The sequence below is a fragment of the Acinetobacter pullicarnis genome (assembly GCF_006352475.1).
Lineage (GTDB): Bacteria > Pseudomonadota > Gammaproteobacteria > Pseudomonadales > Moraxellaceae > Acinetobacter > Acinetobacter pullicarnis.
This window is the reverse complement of the sequence record NZ_VCMZ01000001.1, coordinates 1,711,864-1,736,650: the sequence shown is the minus strand read 5'-3', so window position 1 is coordinate 1,736,650 and position 24,787 is coordinate 1,711,864. Positions and strand designations below refer to the sequence as shown.

The window sequence follows — 24,787 nt, the reverse complement described above, 5'->3', positions numbered from 1 at the left end:
TTTGGCCGTTACTTTCTACGACGTCCCAATACTGCGCTAAGTGCAAGCCCCATCAAACCAAAGATTGACCACACGCCAAATGATCCACCGCCACCTTTGCTTTCATCTGAGATGGTTGGCGGATTAAAGTCTAAATCGACAATAACGGGATCATGATCGGATGAACGATAAGCATCGGCATGATAGAACGCTTCGATTTGCTCAGGCGTTTTATATTCTTCGTTATAGTCTAAGGCTGTTGGTTCATCTGCATTAATTGCCCAAGTAAAACTACGTTTTACCCAAGGATAGAGATTATGATCTGCAATGGCGTGGTCTAAGTTACCTGCACCGCCATAACCATCAGCATTCGAGTTGACACCAAATACATAGCTATAGGCCGTTTTACCCTGTCCAACTTTTTCATCATTGAGCAAGACTTTAAATTTAGCTTTTTCTAATGCCAAGATTGGATCTTCTTTGGCATAGCTATTCATATCACCAACTAATAAGTAGTTTGGTTGTTGCGCTTGTGTTGGATTTTTTGCCATCCATTGAATTAATGCATCAACATGCTTGACGCGAGTTGGGTTCCAACAGCCTTGACCATCTTTCTGATCTTGATCTAAACCTGTGGCCTTATCACAACTGCCTTTCGATTTAAGATGGTTGGGTACCACAGTAAAGGTTTTTCCACCTTGGATTGGTTGAAAACTTTGCGCCATGGTGACGCGGTTTTTTTCACTCAAATCATCAAAAACGGCCGTTACATTGACAGGTTTAACCCGTTTACTGTTGTAAATAATCGCAACGGCAATCACATCCGTTCCGAGTTTATCCATGTTCGGTGGTGTAACATATTTCCAATCTGGACCTAAGGCTTTGGTTAAGCTGGCTACCGCACTTTTTTCATCATAGCCATTATTGCCAATTTCCATCAAACCATAAACATCAGCATCAATGGCTTTTAATGCGCTGACGATTTTCGCATGTTGTTTTTTGAACTCTTGATAACTGGAAGCACCCCGTTCAGTTTTAAAGTCTTTACCCTCAGCACCGCGTGCGTTGTCATAATTCAACACATTAAATGCCGCCACACGAATCTGGCTGGCTGTTTTGGCTTGAATACTGCTACGAGGATTAACGCTAGTGACTAGCTCAGGTTTAGGCTTACCCGCTATTGGTTGAATGCGCCAAGCATTGAAGCGATATTCTAAAATCCCTTCCACATTTTTTAATTGATTACCCGATCTTACTGTATTTTGGGCACTAAAATTTTGTGGCAACCAAGGGGTTAAATTCTGTGCATTATAACCATCATCTAAAATAATTTTAGACAGTAGATTTTGCTGCGCCAAAGCTTTGGCTTCGGCAGAATTAGCAGGATGTAAATTGGTTGGAATATATAAACGTCCAAGGCTTAAAGCCAATTGACCATAACGACTGTAATCGTAGTTTTCACTAACCGTTAAAGTCTGTGGAATTTTAACCAACATGCCTTGATAGCGTTTGGGCACATTGCCTGTGGCGTCAGTCAAACTGCTAAATGGCAATTTAACCTCTAAAGGCGTTACCAAATGTGCTGCTTGTTGATTACAGCTCAAGATATCTTGATTGAGCTGATCCATTTGTAGCTGGTTTTGAAAATTGGTTAAACGCCCACTCAACACCACTTCTTGCCCAACCTGTCCGCCTTTGACCTTACTGCTGGCAGGGATATAAACAAAAATAGCATTGCTGAGATTTGGCTTGGCCTTACTGTCCTGGGTCTGTATATATAAACCTGACATCCCATTGGCATAGCGATAATCTGCGGTAACCACCCCACGCACAATATAACGCGCATCTAATTTGGCTTTGTGCAAATCCGCAATTGGGGTATCGCTTGAGCTACAACTGATATTTTCAGTAACCGGTGGCGTATTATCTGAGCCTAAATATTTATCAAAATTATTACGATCGTCCCAGATCCCCCACTCGCTTTCTAAATCAAATACCGCTGCTTGATCAATTGAAGTGACTGGATTGGTTTTTTTAGTCCGACTAAAACTTTGATTAAAACTGGTTGGCCCTTTTCCCCATCCGGTTTTCTCAAAAAACTCACCAACACGCCCAAAGCGATCAACTGGCGTACCTTTGTAGAGTAAAACGATCGCATCATCGCCATTAAAATTTAATGCCGCAACTTGCTTCACCTTATTGCCAAGCAACGTTTGTAGTTCGCTCCGACCTACCAAATGTTTTTGCTGAGTCGCAAGTGATCCCGTTAATGCAACCGTCATGGTTTTTGTTTGCGAACCATTACTAAACAACTGGATTTCATAATCTTCCAAACGAACAGTGGCTGCATCTGGATTAAAAACTTCTAAACCTTTGCGATTAGAATTCCCATCAATATATTGGCTAAACATCAATTGAGCATAACTCGGTGCAGAAACCCCGAGTAACAATAAACTTAAAGCGAGCGTATGTGGTTTTAAATTTTTCATATATTTGGAGGTATTGTGAGGAGTATATCCAAGAATAGGTCTTAAAAATGACAAGCTTATGAAGCTTTTATAACAAAACAACGAAGATGAAAATAACTGTATACAGGCGTAATTACGCAGCCTCATTTTCTTTAAGAGTAAATACTTAAACGGTAGTGTGATTATCTTGAAATGACAGTTAAATCTGTCATTTTAATCATTAAGCTATATTGGTAAATATAATGAGCTGAAAATGTTAATATTTTTGACGCTAATCCTATAAAATGCTTTAGACTTCATATATTAACGCATAGATATATCCAGAATACATTTTATAGCATGACTTAGATTTTATTTTATGACCTTTAGAGTATAGGCAATGAACTGTTGGCAACGTTTAGCTATTAAACCAACTTCTGACTTACGAGCCATTAAAAAAGCATATGCGGTTCAGCTAAAATTAATGGATCCAGAAACCGATCCCAACGCATTCATTGCCTTGCGCGAAGCATTGCAACGAGCTCAGTTTGAGGCTGAATGTTTGGCACAAAATCCGATTCAAATGGATACAGCAAATATCCTGCCCAGGCAGGTGATGACGCATCGTGATATAGATAACTTAAGCCAACTCACTGAAATCCCGCATTCTCAACCTTATACAGCAAGCAACGTTGATATTGCACTTGAAGTTGAAAACGACTTCCAACAGCTCAAACAGCACATCGAAATGCAAAACCCCCAGTTTAATTTACAGCATAGATTATCTAAATTCGCTGATTTAATTAAACAACTCGATAAGCAGCAGAGTACGCTTCAAATTGAAAAAATCAATGCATTACTCAACGCCCATGCATTAGGCACACTTGAAATTTGGCTCAAGATCAAACCACAAGACTTATTTAATGATTTAGAGATTAATCAATATGAATTCGATTATATTGAAAAATCCAAATTTACAGAGTCCGAGCTCTATTTACGTAGCCAAGATATTTCTGTCTATCTAGAAAAGAAACTGTTAAGCGATTCGGTTTTTCAACTGTTAAAAGAATTGCTCATTGATATAAACTTTGTCAGCGACGAAGAAAAACAACTCATTAAACTTAAACTCTTAATCCCCTTTGCTGCGAGTTATCGTGACGATCATAAGCAACAGTTTAAACAGTTTGCAACACTCTGGTTAAACAGCTTTCCGATTAGTACAGATCCCGATAAAATACATCTTTATGAAAAAAAAATTCTAAAATGCTTAAATCGTTATCAAACCCTTATGGCACTTGAAGACCCACAATCTCAATATTACGAAAGTATCAAAAAACTCAAGCTTAACCAGCCGTTAAAATGCATTGAGATTTTGAGATTTAAACGCCATTTAAACGACTTGGGTTTGGTCACTCATTTAGATAACCTCTATGAACTACTGGATATTAACGCGCTCAAACATCAGCAAAACTGGTGGAAATTAAAAACGGTCTTAAATATCAAGCTACTGCTCTGGATTCCAATTATCTTATCCCTTTGCATTTTTTATTTTTCTGCAAATAATATCGACAATGTAGTGACTGCCACCATACTCGCCTTCAGTCTTGGGTTTTTCTATTTTTTTGCCCTACAAATGCCGCTTGCAATCCAGGTGCTTCATCGTTTTTCTTCAGAGAAACAACAAGAAATTGCCATTTATTTTTGGTTCGCTTCCGCAATTATACTCTGCATATTGGTTAATTTTATTGCGGCAACTTTACATCAAAGCATCACCTTTATTTGGGTATTATTAACCTGCTTTCTATGGGTTATATTACAACTGAGAAGCCAGCATGATTTTTTCTTAATTTTCACCATCACAGAGAATAGAATTGAGCGCTTTTGTACACTGACCGCAGTGGTTTTATGTTCAGTTGGTATTATTGCAATTTACGCGAAACTTGCGCCATCTATCGCACCTTGGCTTTTATTTTATGCCCTCGTTCCAATTAGTATTCTGATCGCACCACATAAGTTTAACCCACTTTTTAGCTTGTTTAAATTTGAGGGTAAAGATCTTATTTCAAATTATTATCGACGCGACTGGCTTAATTTAAGGGCAATCTTGGTCATTATTGCAAGTTCTGCTATTTTATTTATTACAGTACTAAACGTGGGCTTAGCCGTTGAATTCAAATATAGCTTAGTTATTTTGATTTTAACTATTGTTTCACTTCTCTTGGTGTGCTTAAAGCATCAAGAAATCTTAGCTATTTTTAGAATTTTTTCATTAATCATTACGATATTGATGGTATCACTACTTTTTGGTTTCTTAATGAGTCTAACTAAAAGCAATATTCGCCATATACCAGCTTTTAATTTTCCTCTTGAAATTGAATAAAATAAAAAACCAGTGCTGTTATTTTAACTAAGTATTTTGTATTCATTTTCTCTGTACACGACAAATTTCACAGAACCCTTATCCTATCAGGGTTCTGCCTTCTTAAAATTGCCAAAATTTCCTTAAACTCTTCTTTTTTCCCAAAACCAATTAAACGCTGAATCGCCATTTGAACATAGTCTAAACCATAGCGAAATAAACTCATTGAGAGTCGTCCATGCTTCTTTATTTTTATCACTTTTTTTTGATCATGTTGCCATTCACCCGTTAAGTAACACCAACAGAAGCTTATAGCTAACACCGCAATCAATTTTTTCACTCGTCTAGGGTCTGTCAAGCGCGTATTTTCAAGATTAAACCCGCGTCCTTTGAGACAACTGAATAAGGTTTCAATTTCCCAGCGTAATGCATAATCCTGAATAGCATTGGCATTAAACTGAGGAGAAACGACGAGTAAAAGCTCTCCATTTTCTAACTGTAGTGCACTTATATATAGTTTCACCCGACCAACCAAAATCCGTCGTTTACGACATTCAATTTGACCAACTTTAAGATGGCGAAATAAATCACTAATTTTATGATTCTTTCCTAAATGATTGGTGACAATGAAGTTTTTTTAACACGAATGCAGAAGTTGATGTCTTGTTCAATTAACCATGTAAACCACTGCTCACCGATAAACTCTCTGTCTGCGAACACATTCACAATACGGTCTTTACCAAAAATGGCTATAAAGCGTTGAATCAAAGCAATACGCTCTTTCGTATCTGAATTTCCACGTTTATTAAGCAATGTCCAAAGGATAGGTATCGCTATTCCACGATAAACGATTGCGAGCATCAGGATATTAATATTTCGTTTTCCCCATTTCCAATTGGTTCTATCTAAAGTCAGTTGCACTTGGTCGAATGAAAACATATTGAAAATCAACTGAGAAATTTGACGATAATCAAAATACTGACCTGCAAAGAAGCGCTGCATACGTCGATAAAATGATTGTGGTAAGCACTTGATGGGCAAGGCTTTAGATGCAGAAGAAAGATTACATGTTTGCTTTAAAATAATCACAAGCATGATGAGCGCAAAGCACTTTAAATGTGACTTGTTCCATTTTAGATATTTGTTTAAGATAAGATATAACTCATTGAGATGTGTCATAGTATTCGTCGTTAGAAAACAATTATTATGACATTATTTCAATGAGTTATCTATTTTTGTCGTGTACAGAGATTCATTTTACAAGATGATGCATTGTGTAGTTGTTTTCTATCATTTCAATCTATAGTATTGATATCTAAACATTAAGCCTATGTGAAATATTGTTATCATTAAACTTAGTTCTCACTTACAGCCTTAAAACAATTTTAAAGTACGGATTACTGACCTAACTTGTTACAGTGAATAAACCCCATGATACTGATCAACACCCAACCAAAAAATTACTTAAGTCGGTCTCAACATGCATTACTTTAGCAATAGACTTGAACGTATAAAGTGATCAACTAAAATAAAAAAATTGGTTGAGACTGTAGTTGAATTTAAATTAAGTAGTTGTTTTATTCTTCGAGAATTATAAATGAACTGTTGGCAATATTTGTCCCTTGAACCCACATCTGATCTGCGCGCTATAAAAAAAGCATATGCACTGCAACTGAAGTTAATTAACCAAGAAACTGACACTGAGGCCTTTATTCAGCTTCGCGATGCATTACAAGAAGCCAAGCTTGCTGCTGAATATCAAGACAATTTGGGTGATCCTCAACGATATGCTGAGGATCAGATGATTTTGCGTTCCAATAATACCGACTTACAACAACAACCGATTGTACCCTTCGATTTAAATGATGAAATTACTTCTAAATACCAACATCTAGTGCTGCAAGTTGAGCAGAAAAACATTCAATTCCAATTACGTGAAGCACTCTTTGAATTAAAGCAAATGATTGAGCAACTCAATGATGCCGCACAACAGCACATGCAGCTCGAACGAATTCAACGCTTATTAGATACGCAAGATTTAGAGGATTTTTTTTTCTTACTGGCACCTCATGCAATACCGGATACCCTTCAAAATTTAACCTCTCATCGCTGTACCCAATTGGGATGTGATGTGAATGCAACAACGCATTGCTTTAATCAGACTTTAGATGAACTGAGTCAAGCCCTGTGGAATCAAAAAATCGATGATGATGTTTATCATCAATTTCAATTGCTGCTCACTCAACGTGATCAGTTCAATATTAGTGAACAAATTACAATTAAAGATCAACTCCTTGCACCATTGGCTGAAATTGATGCTGAGATTGCTAATCCTCAGTTTCAACGTTTCCTAGCACTATGGGAATCCTGCTACCCAGAGGATCAACAAAATTATAGTGAAGATTATTATCCTCAGCGCTTACAAAGTAAACTTATTGAGTATCACCTCTATCAATCGATCTGGTCTACGTCCTTAGACGTGGATCCCAAGCATTTAGAATCATTTATAGATCCACAAGACTTTAGCCCTGTTAAAATGTTTGAGCTGCAACAACAACTTAGCCACTCTGCTGATCAAACTGCATTTGAACAGCACAATCCTTTGTCAGCTCAGCATTCTAGCCCTGACTCAAATGACTTATTTTTAACAGACTTGCATTTCTGGAAAAGTCTTCTATGGGTGAGTATGATCTTGCTAGTCAGTAGCTATTTTTTATATAAAAATTTTGAATTTCTTAATTAAATTATTTTCGATGCCATTTGGCATGACTATTCTTTTGGGTCACTTTCTATTTAGTATGATTCTAGTCGGATAATCTGCTTATTGGGTTGGTTTCTGCAGAAAATACAGTTTGTTTATTTACTTTCTAAGCTGATCAAATTTATAAAATTGGCCAACATAAAATCAATTGGAGCTAAAGTGATATATAAAGACACTCTATTGTACTTCGCACTTTAGCTTTCCGATAAAAATAATCAATGATTGAATTTGCAAATAAAAAAATGATGATGATTAATAATCATCAAAAACCTGTAGTTTTTCAATATCCTTTATAAAGTCTTCAAAATACTGCCTAACCTCAATAATATTACGCTCATTTTGCTGCTCAAGTATCTGATAGAAATGTTGGGTACGCTCCCCAATTTGTACACGGATATCTCCAGTATGTTCGCTATAAAGCCGTTCAGCACGCAGTAATAAACTTTTATTGATCAAATTATCCCGAGGATGTAATTTCAATTGTTGTAATTGCTCACGTGAAATTTGAATTTGCTCAGGTGTCATGGTGCTTTGATTATTCATTAGCACTTTTTGTAGTTTTTCCCCTGTTGCAGGAATCTCAACATCGACATCTAAAATACCATTCGGATTATATGAAAAACGAATATCAATACTTAAATACTCGTTATTTACAGGGAGTTTCACCTCCAAATCTCCAAGAAAGACATTTTCCTTGCACATACGGTGCTCGCCTTGAAAAACTTTGACACTAATCTGGCGCTGTCCTTTTTGGGTCGCACTATAGCGGCTCACTCGACTGGCTGGAATTACAATATTTCGCTCCAAAATTGGCGAAAATAGCTCTTCCTCTTCGACAGCAATGCCTAAGCTAAATGGGCAAACATCTGTCAGCACCACTTCCTTTAACGCCTGATCTTTGGCTTTAAGTCCCGCTTGCACACAGGCGCCACGGACAATCGCCTCATCTGGTTGGATACTGGTTGACGGAAAACGGCCAAATAACTTGGTCACCAACTTTCGTACAACGGGCATTCGCGTCGCACCACCAACCATAATCACTTGGTCGATCTGTTCTGGTCGAATACGCGCATCTCTGAGTGCTCGTTCTAAAGGACGACGTAGTCGCTGTAACAACGGTTCTGCCCACTGGATCAAATCAGCTTGTGTGAGACTAAAATGAGCTTCAACCCCTTCCCAGATAAATTTTAATTCTGTTGCTGGATTGCGACTCAACTGGTGCAACGCAATCTGGGCCTTTTCTCTGAGTGCAATTTCAATTTCATCTGGCCAAATATTTTCTTCATAGTGAAAAAGCTTTGCGTTTTGTTTCCAAAAATTTTTCATAATGAGTTGTACAAAATCATCACCACCGAGATAGTTATCCCCCGCACTGGCGCGCACCTCAATCACTCCATCAAAAATCTCAACAATCGAGACATCAAAGGTCCCACCGCCTAAATCAAAAATCAAAAAACAACTGTCTTCCGTTTGACCGAGGCCGTAAGCCAAAGCCGCAGCAGTCGGTTCATTAATTAAACGACTGACGTTTAAACCTGCCAATTCAGCTGCAGAAACCGTGGCCTGCCGCTGAATATCATTAAAATAGGCAGGCACTGTAATAATCGCCTGTTCAATATCTTGACCTAACGATTGTTCAGCATCTTGTTTTAATGACTTAATAATCAAAGAAGAAAGCTCAATGGCAGTCAGGTTTTTTTGCCCCAACCTGAGCGTTTTTGCTGTCCCCATCAAACGTTTAAAACTACTTAAAACAGGCTGTCCTAAATAGCGCAGTTCAAGTGCAGCTTGACCAATTAAAATATGACCCTTTTCATCGAGAGCAATTGCAGAGGGAGTCAGTAAGGTGCCATAAGCATTGTGGATGAGTCGAACTTGACCATTTTCAAATACACCTACAAGTGAGTTACTTGTTCCTAAGTCTATGGCAATTAAAGGTTTTAGTTCTTGCATTTTTATTCAATTCCACAATCAGTGTAGGTATGAAAAGTCTTATATTACTGGATTATTCATGTTTTTTCTATATATAATGAAGGCTTAGCAGCATCCGAATGAACACAAGTATAGCTGATTAAAATCGAGAAGATATAATAAGACCTTGCACAAGGTTTGACATCACCCACCAAAGAATTAAAATAGCCCTTTTGAAATTGTATATTGACCCACCTTATGTCGAACGATCTACTTGAAGCGCAGCCAGTCGAATTAGAGCATTTAGCTGAACAGCGCGAAATCGTCACTTTTATGCGTCGATCTGCCCCGTTGAACACCTCTCAACGGACTGCGCTTGAACAACATGCACATTTTATTTTGCAATACCCTGTTGCTGATCTAAGACAACATTTTCCACATCCAGAACGCCCACTGACCGTAGAAATTGGATTTGGAATGGGTCGCTCCTTTGTGCTCATGGCCAAAGCCAATCCTGAACGCAATTTTGTTGGCATCGAAGTCCATGTGCCTGGTATCGCTCAATGTGTTTATGAAGCGGGTATGGCTGAACTAGATAACTTACGCGTACTTGATGCTGATGCCATTCAAGTACTCAAAGAAATGCCAGACAATAGCATTGATACCGTACAACTTTATTTCCCAGATCCTTGGCAGAAAAAACGTCATTTCAAACGTCGCTTTGTCAGTCATGACCGCATGCCTTTGGTTGAGCAAAAGTTAAAACTCGGTGGCACTTTTCATGCCGCAACCGACTGGGTACCTTATGCGGAGTGGATGTTAGATGTATTAGACAACCGCCCCGCTCTTGAAAACATGGCAGGCAAAGGCAACAGTTATCCTCGTCCTGACTGGCGTCCACAGACCAAATTTGAACGCCGTGGTATCGAATCAGGCCATGAAATTAATGATTTTCTTTTTAAGAAAATTCACTAATCTATTACGATCTTTTCCCACTTTTTTGCTCAAGTTAAAGCGCCTCAGGATGATGGCGCTTTAAAATTTCTTCGCTCATTCGTTTATAGACCGCTTCTAAATCAGGACGCTGTGCCTGTTCAAGCATCTGTTGATGCATCGCCAAAATATGTTGATCCTGACGCACGGCTGGTCCAGTTTGCATTTGCTCAGGCGAGTTTTGCGTGGCTTTTTTGGCAGTTTCTAAAATCAGTGGATGTAATAAACTAAAATCAACCTGTTCAGCCGTGGTAATTTGTGCTGCCATGTCATAACAGTAATTACTAAAATTACATGCAAATACCGCGGCCAAGTGCAAACTTAAGCGTTGTGCTGAGTTGTATTGATAAATCCGTTGACTCAAGCCATCTGCAATACCTTTTAACATCGCGAGATCTTCAGGCCGTGCTGTCTCAATAAAAAGTGGCGTCTGCGCCCAATCAATTTCACAGTCTAAGCTAAAGGTCTGAAGTGGATAAAATACCCCTGCACGCGCATAGTGCTCGGTCAATATATCCAAATGGGTACTGCCCGAAGTGTGTACGATCAAAGTCTGATTAAACTGCTGCGCCAATTGTTGAATACAGGTTGAAATTGCTCGGTCACTCACCGCAATCATCAGCAAATCGACCGTGCAATCTAAATCTTCAATTCGTGCAACAGCACTAGCCTGAACTTGCTTGGCCAATTGCTGTGCATGTAGCAGCGTTGGGCTAAAAATCTGCACCATCTGATGTTGTGAGGATAAAATTTTAGCCAAATGTGTTGCCACACGCCCTGCTCCAACAATACTGATTCGCATAGCTTCTTCTACATTTTAAAGACCCGTCGATGATGCCAATAATTGATGAGATGTGCAATTTTCACTGCAATTAAAGTGATCCTCTATAGCCAATAAAAAACAGCCGATTGATGGCTCAATCGGCTGTTTTTTATTAGTACGACGTATCGTACAAATCGTATCGAGACTAAAGTGTTGTTAAATAAGCACTGCGCTCTTCGGTACGTTGATTAAAACATTTGTTATATTGCATCTGTTGATTCTGCGCACGCATCGCATCATCCCAATAACTATAATGCTTTTGATAGGTTTCTCTTTCACCATCCGCAAGGCTGTAGACGTCTTTTTGCGCAAGTACTTTACAGTCGATATCACGCTTTTCAAACCATTCCGCCTGCGCTTGTTTGAGCTCAGCACGCTGTTCTACACTGAGGTCATCCCAAGCTTGATTGAGTTGTTCAACCTGCTTGGTTTTTTCAGCCAGCAATTCTTTATGACGAATATTCATGGCTTTTTGGGCAAGCTGTTGTTGCTGTGCATTGGCTTGATCATTTTTGCGATAAGCTTCTTGGTTCTCTTTATTTTCCTTGGCATAAGAAGCATATTGCACGGCAGTTTCGACTACTGTCGCTAGCCCTTCAATCACGGCGTTATGATTTTGTACATTTACAATTACGCCATCTTTATCTGTTTTGCTAATCTCATAGTTAAATGAACCTGTGAGCTGATTATCGCTCAAACGTACATCACTCTCCGATTCAATATAGTCTCTGAGCGTACCATTTTCACATTCTTCACAGTCTTTACGCTGTTCAACAAATGCATTTTCAGCACGTTGCAATAAACCCTTCGGAAACACCACCAACAATTGGCTTTCACACTGTAATTGGGTTGCAGTGGCTGGATCTTGGGTCGTGGTTCGAATATTTTTAATTTCAAATTTCAAACTGTTGTTAATGGTCGTCAGCAAGGCTTGGTCGGCAACATAATAGCTATTTTCACGTAAACGACGATCCAGCAGTTTCACATAATCAGCCTTCACTATTTTTTGTAGTTGATCCAGATTGGCTTGATCACTACAGCTCCAGCTCGTTACTTCTTCAACGACGGGTTCTGGTTTTTTTTGTTTAAAAAAATCACAACCCGAAAGTAGCAGTGTTGATGAAATTAGCGCAACGCTGATCCATTGTTTTTCCATGTATTACAACCAACTTATCTTCATTTTGAGATATATTTAATCAAATTATTTTTTGAATTACGAGTCATATTGTTAAATAAGTAATAAAAAGTCAGTCCAAAAGTGCTTTTCAATATATCCAATAAATAAGGCTCAAGCAGATTCATCTGCTTGAGCCTTAGGCATCATCGACTAAAAGATACGTTAAATCGGCTTCATTGGAAACTTAGCCAATAAAAGTACGCAATACCTTACCTTGCATCTGCTGGTTAATCAGCGGAGTATTTTTACCATGCGACAAGATCGTATTTTTGTCTAACGACCAAGTTAACTCAGGATCAATTAATACCCAGCCAAGTTCATCTTCCCAACGCTGTTGGATCTGTGCCACGCGTGCAGGTGCAAGGGTAACTTTTTCGACCCATGCCAAAGGTTCTAATAAACCTTCACGAATCAATTGCATACCAAGTGGCACATAGCTATCAAACGCAGTAATGCCTGACTCTGTTTCCTCAAAAGGTGCCAGCTTTGCAGAAGCACTCAAGGGTTCATGATGGGTACAAATTGCATCAATCACCCCAGTTTTTACCGCCTCACGCAACACCTGTTTGTCTTGCGCTGAACGTAAGGGTGGACGAACATGTGCCAATGAATTAAAGCCATCAATTAAGCTGTCGGTCAAATGCAATTGGTGCATCGCCACATCACAGGTAACAGGAAGGCCTTTGTCTTTGGCTGCCTGAATGAGTGCAACCGATGCACCACAAGACAATAGACTAAAATGCGCACGCACCTGAGCCGCTTCAATCATGAGTAAATATTTAGCAATCGCGATGGTTTCGGCCAATACTGGAATGCTTGGTAAACCTTGGCGTGATGCAATAAAGCCTTCATGCACACAACCATCTTTGGCAATTTGTGCTTCTTCGGCATAAAACACCACGGTTAAGCCCAAACCAGCTGCATATTCCAGTGTGCGTAACACCACATCATCATTTTCAAACGGTGCATTGGCATTGGTGACTGCATTACAACCGCCCTTTCTCAAGCCAGCCATATTTGAGGGTTGTTTACCATTTAAGCCTTGGGTTTGCGCGCCAATCACTTGTAAATAAATACCACCGTCCAACATGGCTTTTTCAACCAAGCCCTGCACCAAAGCGCCATTGTCTTGCACAATTGGCTTGGAGTCTGGTGGGGTAAATACGTGTAAAATCCCATTTTCACGGGCAGCTCGACCTTCTGTTTTTAGTGTACCGTGTTGTTGCTGTCCCGGCTCACGCATTCTGGCGCATAGATCGACCATGGTTGGCATCAGCCATTTGCCTTGTCCATCAATGCTTTCCGTCACATCGTCACACGCTGCAATCCATTTGCCATTTTCAAGATAAACACTTTGAATTTGATCAATCTGTTGAATCGGATCTAATACACGCACATTTTCGATTTTTACAATAGTCATGACGATCCCTTATATGCTCACGGCTTCAATTAAACCCTGCTCTTGCAACTGCCCCTGCATCGACAGTGCCAACACCGCCATACGTACTGCAATCCCATTGGTCACTTGCTGTAAAATGACTGCACGATCGCCATCGGCAATACTAGAATCAATCTCGACCCCACGGTTCATCGGCCCCGGATGCATCACGATACAATCCGGTTTTGCCAATGCCAAGCGTTGTTGGTTTAAGCCATAAAGTTTATAAAACTCAGCTTGTGAAGACAGTGCTGGTGAATCGATCCGCTCATTTTGAATGCGTAACGTCATAATCACATCACAGTCTTGAATACCTTGTTCCATATTATTGAACAAGCGTACCCCAGCCCCATATTCCTCAAAGCCATACGGCAACAAAGTATTCGGTGCAATCACGCGAATGTCGGTACAACCTAAGGTTTGTAATGCGGCGACATCGGAACGTGCCACACGTGAATGCTTGATATCGCCAATAATCGCGACACTTAAAGCTTCAAATGGCTTTTTGGTTTCGCGGCGAATGGTCAGCATGTCGAGCATGGCTTGCGTTGGATGCGCATGACGGCCATCCCCAGCATTAATAATCGCCACATCTGGGCACACGGTTTGTGCAATAAAATGTGCTGCACCCGAAGATGAATGACGTACCACAAAAATATCAGCCGCCATCGCCTCAAGATTCCACAAAGTATCGCGTAAAGTTTCCCCTTTTGAGGTACTTGAACGCGCAATATCAATGTTAATCACGTTGGCAGATAAGCGTTTTGCCGCTGCTTCAAAGGTGGTACGGGTACGGGTTGAGTTTTCAAAAAACAAATTCATGACTGTCCGACCCTCTAATAAGGAGTTGGTTATCAGTTGATTTTGATCATTGAAAAAGGAATTGGCTGTATCTAGAATTTTGGTGAGGGTCTGTTTGGAAAGCCCTTCGATGGTCAAGAAGTGTTTAAGATGACCTTGTTGGTTGAGCTGAATCTGACTCGGAGTATGCAATGCCGCCAAGTGCATGAGAGATTCCTGATCTGTTAAGTTGAACTATTATACAGAAACCTAGGTCGTTGGTCAGCTTAAGTTTTCAACATTCGAGCAGCCAATCTACCACATTGAGTAAAATAGGTTTTTTTGATGTTAATCCTCTGCTTCAACTATGCTGCGGTGGAATGCCGCAGCTAAAATATTTCATTGCGGGCATACCATATGCAGCAGCGGATAAGGATTGCCTTGCCCATCTAATTCAGACCGACCCACCACCTCAAACCCAGATTTTTTATAAAAATTGACGGCTTGAGTGTTTTGCTCATTTACATCAACTTTATGAATGCCCAGTTGTTTAACCGCAAAATCAAGCAAACTTGAGCCAACGCCAGTGCGCCTAAAATCCGGATCGATAAACAACATTTCAATATTATCTTCACTGCTGCCAAGAAAACCTAAAATCTGATTATCCCGCACCACAACATGAAGGCATACCTGTGCAAAGTACTCATTTAAAATCAGCGGCTTTAATTGAGCGATTTCAGTTTCTGGCAGAAAATCATGGGTTGCACGTACCGACCTTTCCCAAAGATCAATCAAGGTTAAATAATCGGCTTGAGTGGCTTGAACAATCATAGAACAACCTTGTTTATACATCATTTATGAAGTTCATTAGCATACAAGAATTTTACTCAGCGGCAAGATTAACGGCACAACGCCTCAATCTGCGTTTCGAATGTTGGATAAGCTATTTGAGCAGCCTGAATCATTTCAAAAGCAGGACGATATGCAGAAGTCGCATGCTGTTCAGCAAAATCTAAAAATACGGCATTACTTGATCGATTTGAATGAGATTCTTCAACCGCTTCATAGGGACCAAAATTCTGAGCCAACAGCCACAAATAATCATTAAAGTTTTTTGCTACCACTCCGATTTCGCCTTCTGAACCGAAAAATACAATCGGTTGTTCTAAAATATCGAGCGACGCCTCAATTAACCAAAAAGCGGCATACCCCCCTGTCCCATCTTGACCAAATACCAAGAAAGGACTGTGGTCAATTTCAGAATTCCCTGTCCATAGCCTTAACCACTCAAGGGTATCTGTTGTCGATATAAAATTTTGAAATGGCTCAAAATCAATTCCCTCACCATCGGCATAATCAAATTCCAATTGGTGAAGCTGACTCAGTAAAGTAGGAAAGTTCGACATCATATTCTCGATAATTTAAATGCAGTAAATCATTAATTTTTATTCCCAGATTCTATCTAATTGAGTGAGATTAAAATTTTAAAGTATTTAATTGAGTAGCGACTGTTCCATCCACTCTTTGGTGGAAGGCCGCACGCACTGCCTGCATGATTTTCACTTCTAACGCTGCTGGGTACTGTTGTCTCACATCTATCGTGACTATTGGCATCTGCTTGCTCTTATTTATTTTAGACAAAGAATATAGCAACGGCTTTAACCCATAGGAAGATTTATTGAATGTAAAACCTGCGTTGTTAAATTTTGGCTTAGTCTTATTTCCAATATGAACGGTATCGACTATCTACAACCACCAAATTCATAGAAGATATAAGACGATGTTTTATGTATCCATTAACCCTGCAATAACACGTACCTCCGCAACAGCAGTTGGACCATGATATAGGGTCAAAACATCACCTAAACTCATACTCGTCGCCTGATCCCCCATTAAAAAATGCAACTGAGCCAGATCCATTTGATTTTGATCAACGTTAAGTACCACACTCCAATGCTGGCATTTGGGATGATCCACAAGGTGAGTAATAAAATACATCGGTCGATTGGCTTGAATCATTGGCATATATTGAGTGGCCGGTAAATGCCAATTCAGCACGGCTTTATAAACAGTCATCGTTCTACATACTCCTGCTTAGGCTAAATACAATCCATCAGACACATCAAATATTTAACCGAGCAATCGACTCATACCAATATCCACAGCAATCAACATTAAGGCAATACCCATGACTCGATTCATGATTTTCACCCGATGACTTTGCTTTAAAAACACCGCCATTTTTTCGCCTAAAATCGCCCAGCACAATAATGACAAATAGCAAACCACAAAATAAATCGCAATAAATAATATAAGATCTGAGTTTTTTTGACGTACTGAAAATGCCGCAGCCCCTGCAAATGCCGCAATCCATGCTTTAGGATTTAGCCATTGCATCAAGACCCCTTGCATAAAGTTTGGCGCTTTGGCGACCGCTTGGATGTTGACCTGTTCGGGTTGTGCCGCAAAGATTTTCCATCCCATCCAAAGCAATAGTAGTGAACCGGCTGCGGTAATCAGATCAAGAAGGATAGGATAGCTATTAAACAGTTGCGCCAAGCCAAAACATACCGCTGCGAGTAATAAACTGAATCCAATGGTGGCACCCGACACAAAAGCAAAGGTGTTTTTAAAGCCATAATTCATGGCACTGCTCAGTGTCGTAAAGTTCACTGGCCCCGGTGAAATCGACATCGATAATGCAAAACTAAACATGGAAATAATAAGGGTCATCATCCGACTGCATCCGTTGCTTTTTTATGATTTAGTTTTAATTGGGTAAACAATTTAATTTACAAGCCATGTTATTACCCTAAGATTGAGTTATTCCGCATAAAAAATACACTAGCCCGAATCAGCAGCAGTGAATGGCTAAGTTTTCTATGCAAAAATACGCTAAAATAGCCGATTGCGAAGCAGCTTTGGAACATTACATGAACTCAAAACCACGTTTATCGACCTATTGGGTCACTTGTGCAGACGGATTAGAAGCACTGCTTGTAGAAGAATTAAACGGTTTGGGTGTTGAAAATATTGAACGTTTCCCAGGCCGCTTGGTTTTTAAAGGCACATTAGAAAACGCCTATCGTATCTGTATGTGGTCGCGTTTGGCTTCACGTGTATTGATGCCAATCCATAGCCACCCAATCGAATTTACCCACGATGCACGTGATGTTGCAGAAGAACTGTATGAAGGCGCCAATGCCTTTGATTGGTCTTTAATTTTTGCACCACAAAGCACCTTTGCGATTCGCCTACATGTGGAACGTGATATCAAAGTAAATACCCAATTTGCCACACTTAGAGCAAAAGATGGTGTAGTGGATGCATTTATGGATGCGGTTGGTCGTCGTCCCAATATCGACACCAAACAACCAGAAATCACCATGTATATTTTGGCAGGTAAAACCGAACATACTTTCTGTCTCGATTTATCTGGTGATTCTCTGCATAAGCGCGGCTATCGCCGTTTTATGACCGATGCCCCTATTAAAGAAAACTTGGCTGCAGCAATTTTACAACGTGCAGAATTACTCAAACGTCAGCCTGAGCTTATCCTCGATCCAATGTGCGGTTCTGGAACATTCATTATTGAATCATTAATGATGCTGACCGATCGTGCACCAGGTTTAGTGCGTAATTTTGGTTTCAATGGTTGGAATGGTCACGACCATGAGTTGTGGATGTCGATTAAAGCTGAAGCGCTCGATCGTCATGAAAAAGCCTTAGAAAACCCACTTCCTGATTTTTATGCCTATGATGCTGACTGGGAAGCGGTTAAAGCCACCAAGCAAAACATTATTGCCGCTGGGTTTGAGTCGGTACTCGATCAAATTAAAATCGAAGAACGTACCCTTGCCGATTGGCCTGCGTTTGAAAATGAAAATAAATCTGCATTCATTGTCACCAACCCACCTTATGGTGAACGTCTAGGTGAAAAAGCCTCAAATCGTGCATTTTACTTAGGCTTGTCTGGGCAACTACAACAGCATTTCCCACAACAATTTGCAGCGATTATTGCATCACAAATTGAGCAAGCCGATGTATTGGCCATTCATGACCCGCAAACACTGCGTTTGATGAATGGTAAATTGCCAATCTATATTCGTTCGGGTGTAATCAAAACTCCTGCATCAACTGCACCATGGTTAGCCACTTGGCAACCGCAACAGTTTGAAGCAATTGAAGGCGCTGAAGATTTTACCAACCGTTTCCAAAAAAATATTCAAGCTTTGAAAAAGTGGGCGGTTAAAGACGGTGTACATTGCCTACGTTTATATGATGCGGACTTACCAGACTTTAATGTCGCGGTCGATTTATATGGCGAACGTTTGCATGTGCAAGAATATGCACCACCAAAAATTATTGATCCTGAAAAAGCCAAAAAACGCTTTAACTTAGCGCTTGCTGCGATTCGTGCTGTGACAGGTTTAGGTCGTGATGCGATCTTTATTAAAACTCGTGCACGTCAAGAAGGCAAAAGCCAGTACACCAAACAAAGTACCGTTTCTAAACGCTTTATTGTGCGTGAAGGCAAAGCGCGGATCTTGGTGAATCTGACCGATTATCTCGATACTGGTTTGTTCCTTGATCACCGTCAAATGCGTTTGCGTATTGCCAATGAAGCCAAAGGCAAGCACGTACTGAATTTATATAGCTACACCTCAACGGCAAGTTTACATGCCGCACTGGGTGGCGCAGCCAGTACCACCAGTGTCGATTTATCCAATACTTATTTGAATTGGTCTAAAGAGAACTTTGCATTGAATGGCTTAACTGTTGATCACCCAGATGAACAACATCAGTTCTTTGCTGCGGATTGTTTTGAGTGGCTTAAAGAAGGTCATGAGCAATATGACCTGATCTTTATTGATCCACCAACCTTCTCGAACTCGAAGAAATTCCACGGTACCTTCGATATTCAACGTGATCACTTGTCATTATTAAAACGTGCGATGAACCGTCTCACCTCTGAAGGAACGTTATATTTCTCAAATAACTTCCGTGGTTTTGAAATGGAACCAGAAATCGAAGCCATGTATGATACAGAAGAAATTAGTGCTGACACCATTGGCCCCGATTTTAAACGTAATACCAAGATTCACCGTGCATGGAAAATTAAACACTTCGCTGTTTAAGCATAATGGGTGCTAAAGCCCTTTTTCCGTATATTAAAAAGCCCAGTTCAATTTGACTGGGCTTTTTAATATGACTTGGCTTTTTAATATAAATTAGTATGCAAAAAAAAAACCACCTCACCCAAAACATATATAGCATCATATTTAATAAAATAAAATTGAGCAGCATCCTATATTTAAATCACAATATGAATTATTTAAATAAAATTAAAATATACAGCTAGCACCTTACATTAATATCCAAGATATCATTCAAGTTTCCCCACAATCAAAATAAATTAAGAACAAACACTGCATACAATAATATAAGTTACTGTATTTAAATAAATAACTCTTAGATAAGTCAATTCACAAGCTTGTATTTTTGATTAATGATCATTTTCTATAATACATCCTATTGATTTATACTCGCCCAAATTAGTATGATTACAAGGTGTTTTCTTGTCATATAAAACCCATGTAATTGAGTTGATCATATAATGAAAATCATAAAAACATCATTTATGGAGTATTTTGGAATATCAAATTTTAGTTTGGCAATCATAAGTTATCTTATAGATTATCCACTCATGATAGATACTGCTTTTTTTATATGTCTTGTGATCTCCAGCGTATTAACAATCTCTGTGCTCTATATTAAATATAAAGGTGAAATTAGACAGACAATTAAAATATTTAAAAAATAATACCAGTCAGCTCTCCTTTTTCAAAGCATCGTTATTCCTCATTGGTCTGAGACTTTTGTTCTAAGATGAGGGCGAGTGATCAAATACTTTGCTTTTCATTACAATACGCTGACTAAATACAATACTGATGACTGAGGCAACCGCCAAAAGCAGATAGAAATGACCATATCCCAGTGACTGCGCCAGAAAGCCTGAAACCGTGCCACCGATGAAATAAATCAACAATTCAAAGCAGACCAATAAGGTGAAATCTGTACCCGCTTGTTGTTTTGAGCAACACTGCATAAAAAAGGCATACAGCGAGGTCATTGCGATATAGCGAATGGCCAACATCGCCACCACATACATACCGAGCAACAGCTGCCCTTGATTGAACCAGCCCAGTACAATTGAAACGCCAATCAAAGCATAGAGCAGTGTTCGACACCAGCCGGTCCAAATCAGTAACTGGGTGGCCTGTATTTTCTTCAATAGCAATGTGGTGGTGACCGCAGCCAACAATCCAACGCCAGCTCCCACCACCGACATCAATACACCAATCTGCGCCAGTGACCATTGCTGATCAATCAACATAGGATTTAACATCGCCATCGCAGGTGCTTCGACCAAGCGATAACATAAAATAAGCGTCAATGCCGATAAAATTTCAGGCCGTTTAAAAGCTTGTCTCAGGCTGGGCGGCTGCGTGGCAATCGCTTTATCTGCAAATGGCTCATGAATAAAAAACACCGCCATCATCGTCAAAAAAGTCATTGCAGCTAAACCGATCAAGGCAAATTGCCAAGCATAATATTGATATAACCAGAGAATGGCAGCACCGCCCAGCATGCTGCCTAAAGCAATCCCAATGCTTTGTGCCATACTGCCTAGCCGATATTCAGACTCAGCAAAAGCTTCGACGGTATAACCATCAATCGCAATATCCTGCGTTGCGGCAAAGCTGGAAATCCATAGGCCAATCACCACAAAAACCACGATGCCATAAGAAAATTGAGTCAATGCCAATGCAAGTATGCCAATCACCAACGCAACTTGAGTGAACAACAGCCAAGTCTTACGTTTACCCAGCTTTTTGACATAGTAACGATCAATCAATGGTGCCCAAAAGAACTTAAACACCCACGGGATATAAAGCAAAGAGAGCATACCAATCCAGCGCAGATCGACACCTTGATGGCGTAAAATAGCTGGCAAGGCCACATTGTAAAAATACAGCGGTAAGGCATGCGCCAAATACAACGCAATCACCACACTCAAGCCCAGAGCGGTGATTTTTGGTTTGGTATTCGGGCTGGGTGTTCCTCCTACTGATCTGTTTATATTCGGCATATCCACCTCTGCACCGCCCATTGCAGTGCATTGGTATATGCTAAGGTGACGTACGCATGTAAAGCAGCAGCGATATTTAGACGATACCTTCCGAGCAAACTGTCATCGAAGAGTGGAATCAATAATTTTGCCTGAATGGCATCGAGTGAAATGGATAATAGCGTTAAGCCTTGGCTAAACCTGAGTTGAGATAAATTCTGTTGCTGTTTTTCCAGCAAAACACCGTTACTGGTTTCATGTGCATATGCATTGACAAGGTGCTGCATCGCTAGGCGATTAGCAAGCGCTTTCATCTGACCATATCCTCTGTTTTAAAGCGTATTTACACGCTTTAATCTGTTTATCTTTCTTTTTAAACGGGATTCATATTGAGTGCGTTGGCCAACGCAAAAAGCGTATTCATGATAAGAATTACTATTTATTATTACAATTGATTTACCGCATCTATCCGATGAAGTGATCATGGGCAGTATCTTTTAATACTAGAATGCATGCAGACAACATCTCAACCTCATATTGAATAACCAAATCGCTGAATCTGGTGCGACTCACTGAAGCAGAACGAACAGAAAGTCAGGACTGCTATAATCGCGGTTTAGATCTTTTCTGGCATTATAAAAAATTTAACTTGATTGGGCTGTTAACTCTAATCTCGAAATCAAAAACTTACTTTCCCTATAAAATATTCATAATAAAGCATTTAAAATTCAGACCACGCTATTGTTTATTATAAATTTCAGACCACCAGTCAGTATAATTATTAAAATACAGACCACCACCAAGATTATTATAAAAATCATTCCGCTATTATAAGCGAGTTGGACTTACCTCAAGATTCGAAACCTGATCCCACAATGATCCCAGTCCATTTTTGGCAACAAAAAAGCATGGACTTATTCCATGCTTTTTTGTTTTCAATAAACTTAAACGATTGAAATATAATACGTTTATAAAAGATATTGAATAACGAAATAACTTAATCCAGCGCCAATGATTGAATATAAAACGAGTATAAAAAAAACAAAACTCGCTTTATTTTTCTTTTTCATAGAATCCATCATGTCTGTATACCAAATTCGCTCTAAGTAATATGATCTTATATCATTTATTTAAAATAAATATCAGATATCTCGCTTATTTTAAGAACATTTAGCATTTTAAGTCATTTAACTACTTTATTAAGTACGCGAGTAAAAATGATGAGATTCAAACTGGTCTGCAAATTTGTAACATAAATAAAAACAGTTTCAGCACTTCATCTCATATTCCTGCGAAGGATCCATTAAGCACTTCTCTCTGCACTGCCCGAAGTAACGTTGCTGCTCTGACTTGGGTGAAGCATCCTTCTGTCTTTTACCGACAAAGACCTTTGCGGTGATGTACTTACATATAGAGTCCCTGCCTGCTTTTTCATCCTTTACCTATCAATTGCACAGAATGGATAAAGACACGGAATAAATGGATAGTGCACTTTCTTCATTCACGGTTAAATCAAATCATAACTCCCCCATTGCTTATAGGATGACCCAATGGCCTCACGTAGCATTACTGAATGGCAAAATTTCGTTGAAGGATGCACCGACTTTCGCCCGCAAGATGGTGTCTTTCGAATTGCACGAGACATGTTCACAGCACCAGAGCTGTTTGAACTTGAAATGGAACTTATTTTTGAAAAAACTTGGATTTATGCGTGTCACGAAAGTGAAGTCGCAAATAACAATGACTTTTTGACGGTACAAATTGGCCGTCAACCAATGATTATTAGCCGAGATGGCAAAGGCGAATTACACGCCATGGTCAATGCTTGCGAACATCGCGGTGCCACCTTGACCCGTGTTGCCAAAGGTAACCAGTCTACCTTCACCTGCCCGTTCCATGCGTGGTGCTATAAATCAGATGGTCGCTTGGTTAAAGTCAAAGCCCCAGATGAATATTGTGAAGATTTTGATAAATCAAGCCGTGGCCTAAAACAAGGCCGTATTGCCAGCTACCGTGGCTTTGTATTTGTTAGCTTAGACACGCAAGCGACCAACAGCCTTGAAGATTTCCTTGGCGATGCCAAAGTCTTTATCGACCTGATGGTTGAGCAATCACCAACGGGTGAGCTTGAAGTATTACAAGGTAAGTCTGCCTATACCTTTGCAGGCAACTGGAAGCTACAAAACGAAAATGGCTTAGATGGCTATCATGTCAGTACCGTGCATTATAACTATGTATCGACTGTGCAACATCGCCAACAAGTGAATGCATCAAAAGGTGAAGAGCAAGATACCCTCGATTACAGTAAATTAGGCGCGGGTGACTCGACCACAGATGATGGCTGGTTCAGCTTTAAAAATGGTCACAGTGTTTTATTCAGTGACATGCCAAACCCAACCGTACGTCCTGGCTATGAAACGGTTATGCCATATTTGGTTGAAAAATATGGCCCTAAACGCGCTGAATGGGCAATGCATCGTTTACGAAACTTAAACTTGTATCCAAGCTTGTTCTTTATGGATCAGATCAGTTCACAGCTGCGTATTATCCGCCCTGTGGCTTGGAACAAAACTGAAGTCATTAGCCAATGTATTGGTGTTAAAGGTGAATCTAAAGAAGCACGCCGTAATCGTATTCGTCAGTTCGAAGACTTCTTTAACGTTTCAGGACTCGGTACACCGGACGATTTGGTCGAATTCCGTGAGCAACAAAAAGGCTTCCAAGCACGCTTAGAACGCTGGAGTGATATTTCACGCGGACATCAAAACTGGTGCTATGAAGCGACTCAAAACTCAAAAGACTTGGGTATTGAACCGGTTATCACTGGTCGTGAACTCACGCACGAAGGACTCTATGTCAATCAACATGGACATTGGCAACGTTTACTGCTGGATGGCCTAAATAAAAAAGCTTTAAAAATGCATGATCTCAGTCAAGAACCTGCGACAGCAGCGGACTGCCCTGCCAACCAAACGGATGAGGTATAA

20 protein-coding genes are annotated in these 24,787 nt (G+C 39.9%); 5 read left to right on the top strand and 15 right to left on the bottom strand.

What is annotated here, in order from left to right; translation table 11 throughout:
• Window positions 1-8: 8 nt before the first annotated feature.
• Window positions 9-2,468: an ExeM/NucH family extracellular endonuclease gene (locus tag FD716_RS07650; protein WP_139851743.1), complete on the bottom strand. Its 2,460-nt coding sequence runs from the start codon at window positions 2,466-2,468 to the stop codon at window positions 9-11.
• A gap of 358 nt (window positions 2,469-2,826) precedes the next feature.
• On the opposite strand from FD716_RS07650, the gene FD716_RS07645 reads away from it, so the two are divergent.
• Window positions 2,827-4,806, top strand: coding sequence for an MFS transporter (locus tag FD716_RS07645; RefSeq protein ID WP_139851742.1), 1,980 nt, complete (start codon window positions 2,827-2,829; stop codon window positions 4,804-4,806).
• Between the two features lie 67 nt (window positions 4,807-4,873).
• Here FD716_RS07645 and FD716_RS07640 read toward each other — a convergent pair.
• Window positions 4,874-5,964 (bottom strand): IS4-like element ISAba1 family transposase gene (locus FD716_RS07640; RefSeq protein ID WP_088631513.1). Its coding sequence is split into 2 segments (ribosomal slippage): window positions 4,874-5,424 and window positions 5,424-5,964, totalling 1,092 coding nucleotides; the frame shifts between segments, so codons are not numbered across the junction.
• Window positions 5,965-6,382: 418 nt separating this feature from the next.
• Between FD716_RS07640 and FD716_RS07635 the strand changes: the two genes are divergently transcribed.
• On the top strand, window positions 6,383-7,528 hold the full coding sequence (locus tag FD716_RS07635; protein WP_139851741.1) for a hypothetical protein: 1,146 nt from the start codon (window positions 6,383-6,385) through the stop codon (window positions 7,526-7,528).
• A 270-nt stretch (window positions 7,529-7,798) separates the two neighbouring features.
• Here the strand turns inward: FD716_RS07635 and FD716_RS07630 are convergent, their stop codons facing one another.
• Window positions 7,799-9,499 (bottom strand): Hsp70 family protein, encoded by a 1,701-nt coding sequence (locus tag FD716_RS07630; protein WP_139851740.1) that lies wholly within the window; start codon window positions 9,497-9,499, stop codon window positions 7,799-7,801.
• A 216-nt stretch (window positions 9,500-9,715) separates the two neighbouring features.
• Between FD716_RS07630 and trmB the strand changes: the two genes are divergently transcribed.
• Window positions 9,716-10,432, top strand: coding sequence for a tRNA (guanosine(46)-N7)-methyltransferase TrmB (gene trmB, locus FD716_RS07625; RefSeq protein WP_139851739.1), 717 nt, complete (start codon window positions 9,716-9,718; stop codon window positions 10,430-10,432).
• A gap of 34 nt (window positions 10,433-10,466) precedes the next feature.
• On the opposite strand, the gene FD716_RS07620 is transcribed toward trmB, so the two are convergent.
• From FD716_RS07620 to FD716_RS07585, 9 genes are all read right to left on the bottom strand, one after another.
• On the bottom strand, window positions 10,467-11,252 hold the full coding sequence (locus tag FD716_RS07620) for a Rossmann-like and DUF2520 domain-containing protein (protein WP_139851738.1): 786 nt from the start codon (window positions 11,250-11,252) through the stop codon (window positions 10,467-10,469).
• A gap of 166 nt (window positions 11,253-11,418) precedes the next feature.
• Window positions 11,419-12,429 carry a lysozyme inhibitor LprI family protein gene (locus FD716_RS07615; protein WP_139851737.1) on the bottom strand — a complete coding sequence of 337 codons (1,011 nt, stop codon included), beginning with the start codon at window positions 12,427-12,429 and terminating at the stop codon, window positions 11,419-11,421.
• Window positions 12,430-12,634: 205 nt separating this feature from the next.
• Complete coding sequence (locus FD716_RS07610; protein ID WP_139851736.1) at window positions 12,635-13,870, bottom strand: dihydroorotase; 1,236 nt, start codon at window positions 13,868-13,870, stop codon at window positions 12,635-12,637.
• Between the two features lie 9 nt (window positions 13,871-13,879).
• Entirely contained in the window at window positions 13,880-14,896 is a 1,017-nt protein-coding gene (locus FD716_RS07605; protein ID WP_139851735.1) for an aspartate carbamoyltransferase catalytic subunit, read from the bottom strand.
• A 171-nt stretch (window positions 14,897-15,067) separates the two neighbouring features.
• The gene (locus FD716_RS07600) at window positions 15,068-15,499 is read right to left on the bottom strand and encodes a GNAT family N-acetyltransferase (protein WP_139853637.1); all 432 of its coding nucleotides are present in this window, start codon (window positions 15,497-15,499) and stop codon (window positions 15,068-15,070) included.
• Window positions 15,500-15,567: 68 nt separating this feature from the next.
• A complete protein-coding gene (locus FD716_RS07595) occupies window positions 15,568-16,074 on the bottom strand; it encodes an SMI1/KNR4 family protein (protein ID WP_139851734.1) in 507 nt (168 codons plus the stop codon).
• A gap of 70 nt (window positions 16,075-16,144) precedes the next feature.
• Window positions 16,145-16,282 carry a hypothetical protein gene (locus FD716_RS18860; RefSeq protein WP_171477004.1) on the bottom strand — a complete coding sequence of 46 codons (138 nt, stop codon included), beginning with the start codon at window positions 16,280-16,282 and terminating at the stop codon, window positions 16,145-16,147.
• A gap of 171 nt (window positions 16,283-16,453) precedes the next feature.
• Entirely contained in the window at window positions 16,454-16,744 is a 291-nt protein-coding gene (locus FD716_RS07590) for a hypothetical protein (RefSeq protein WP_139851733.1), read from the bottom strand.
• 54 nt (window positions 16,745-16,798) lie between these two features.
• Window positions 16,799-17,404, bottom strand: a complete 606-nt coding sequence (locus tag FD716_RS07585; RefSeq protein WP_139851732.1) for a LysE family translocator — start codon at window positions 17,402-17,404, stop codon at window positions 16,799-16,801.
• 197 nt (window positions 17,405-17,601) lie between these two features.
• Here FD716_RS07585 and rlmKL point away from each other — a divergent pair, with 197 nt between their 5' ends.
• On the top strand, window positions 17,602-19,806 hold the full coding sequence (rlmKL, locus tag FD716_RS07580; protein WP_139851731.1) for a bifunctional 23S rRNA (guanine(2069)-N(7))-methyltransferase RlmK/23S rRNA (guanine(2445)-N(2))-methyltransferase RlmL: 2,205 nt from the start codon (window positions 17,602-17,604) through the stop codon (window positions 19,804-19,806).
• A 746-nt stretch (window positions 19,807-20,552) separates the two neighbouring features.
• On the opposite strand, the gene FD716_RS07575 is transcribed toward rlmKL, so the two are convergent.
• From FD716_RS07575 to FD716_RS19050, 3 genes are all read right to left on the bottom strand, one after another.
• A complete protein-coding gene (locus FD716_RS07575) occupies window positions 20,553-21,821 on the bottom strand; it encodes an MFS transporter (protein WP_139851730.1) in 1,269 nt (422 codons plus the stop codon).
• Window positions 21,809-22,114, bottom strand: coding sequence for a hypothetical protein (locus FD716_RS07570; protein ID WP_139851729.1), 306 nt, complete (start codon window positions 22,112-22,114; stop codon window positions 21,809-21,811). The genes FD716_RS07575 and FD716_RS07570 overlap by 13 nt, the downstream gene beginning before the upstream one ends.
• Before the next feature lie 654 nt (window positions 22,115-22,768).
• A complete protein-coding gene (locus FD716_RS19050; RefSeq protein ID WP_228714988.1) occupies window positions 22,769-22,879 on the bottom strand; it encodes a hypothetical protein in 111 nt (36 codons plus the stop codon).
• Between the two features lie 471 nt (window positions 22,880-23,350).
• Here FD716_RS19050 and antA point away from each other — a divergent pair, with 471 nt between their 5' ends.
• The gene (gene antA / locus FD716_RS07565; protein WP_139851728.1) at window positions 23,351-24,787 is read left to right on the top strand and encodes an anthranilate 1,2-dioxygenase large subunit; all 1,437 of its coding nucleotides are present in this window, start codon (window positions 23,351-23,353) and stop codon (window positions 24,785-24,787) included.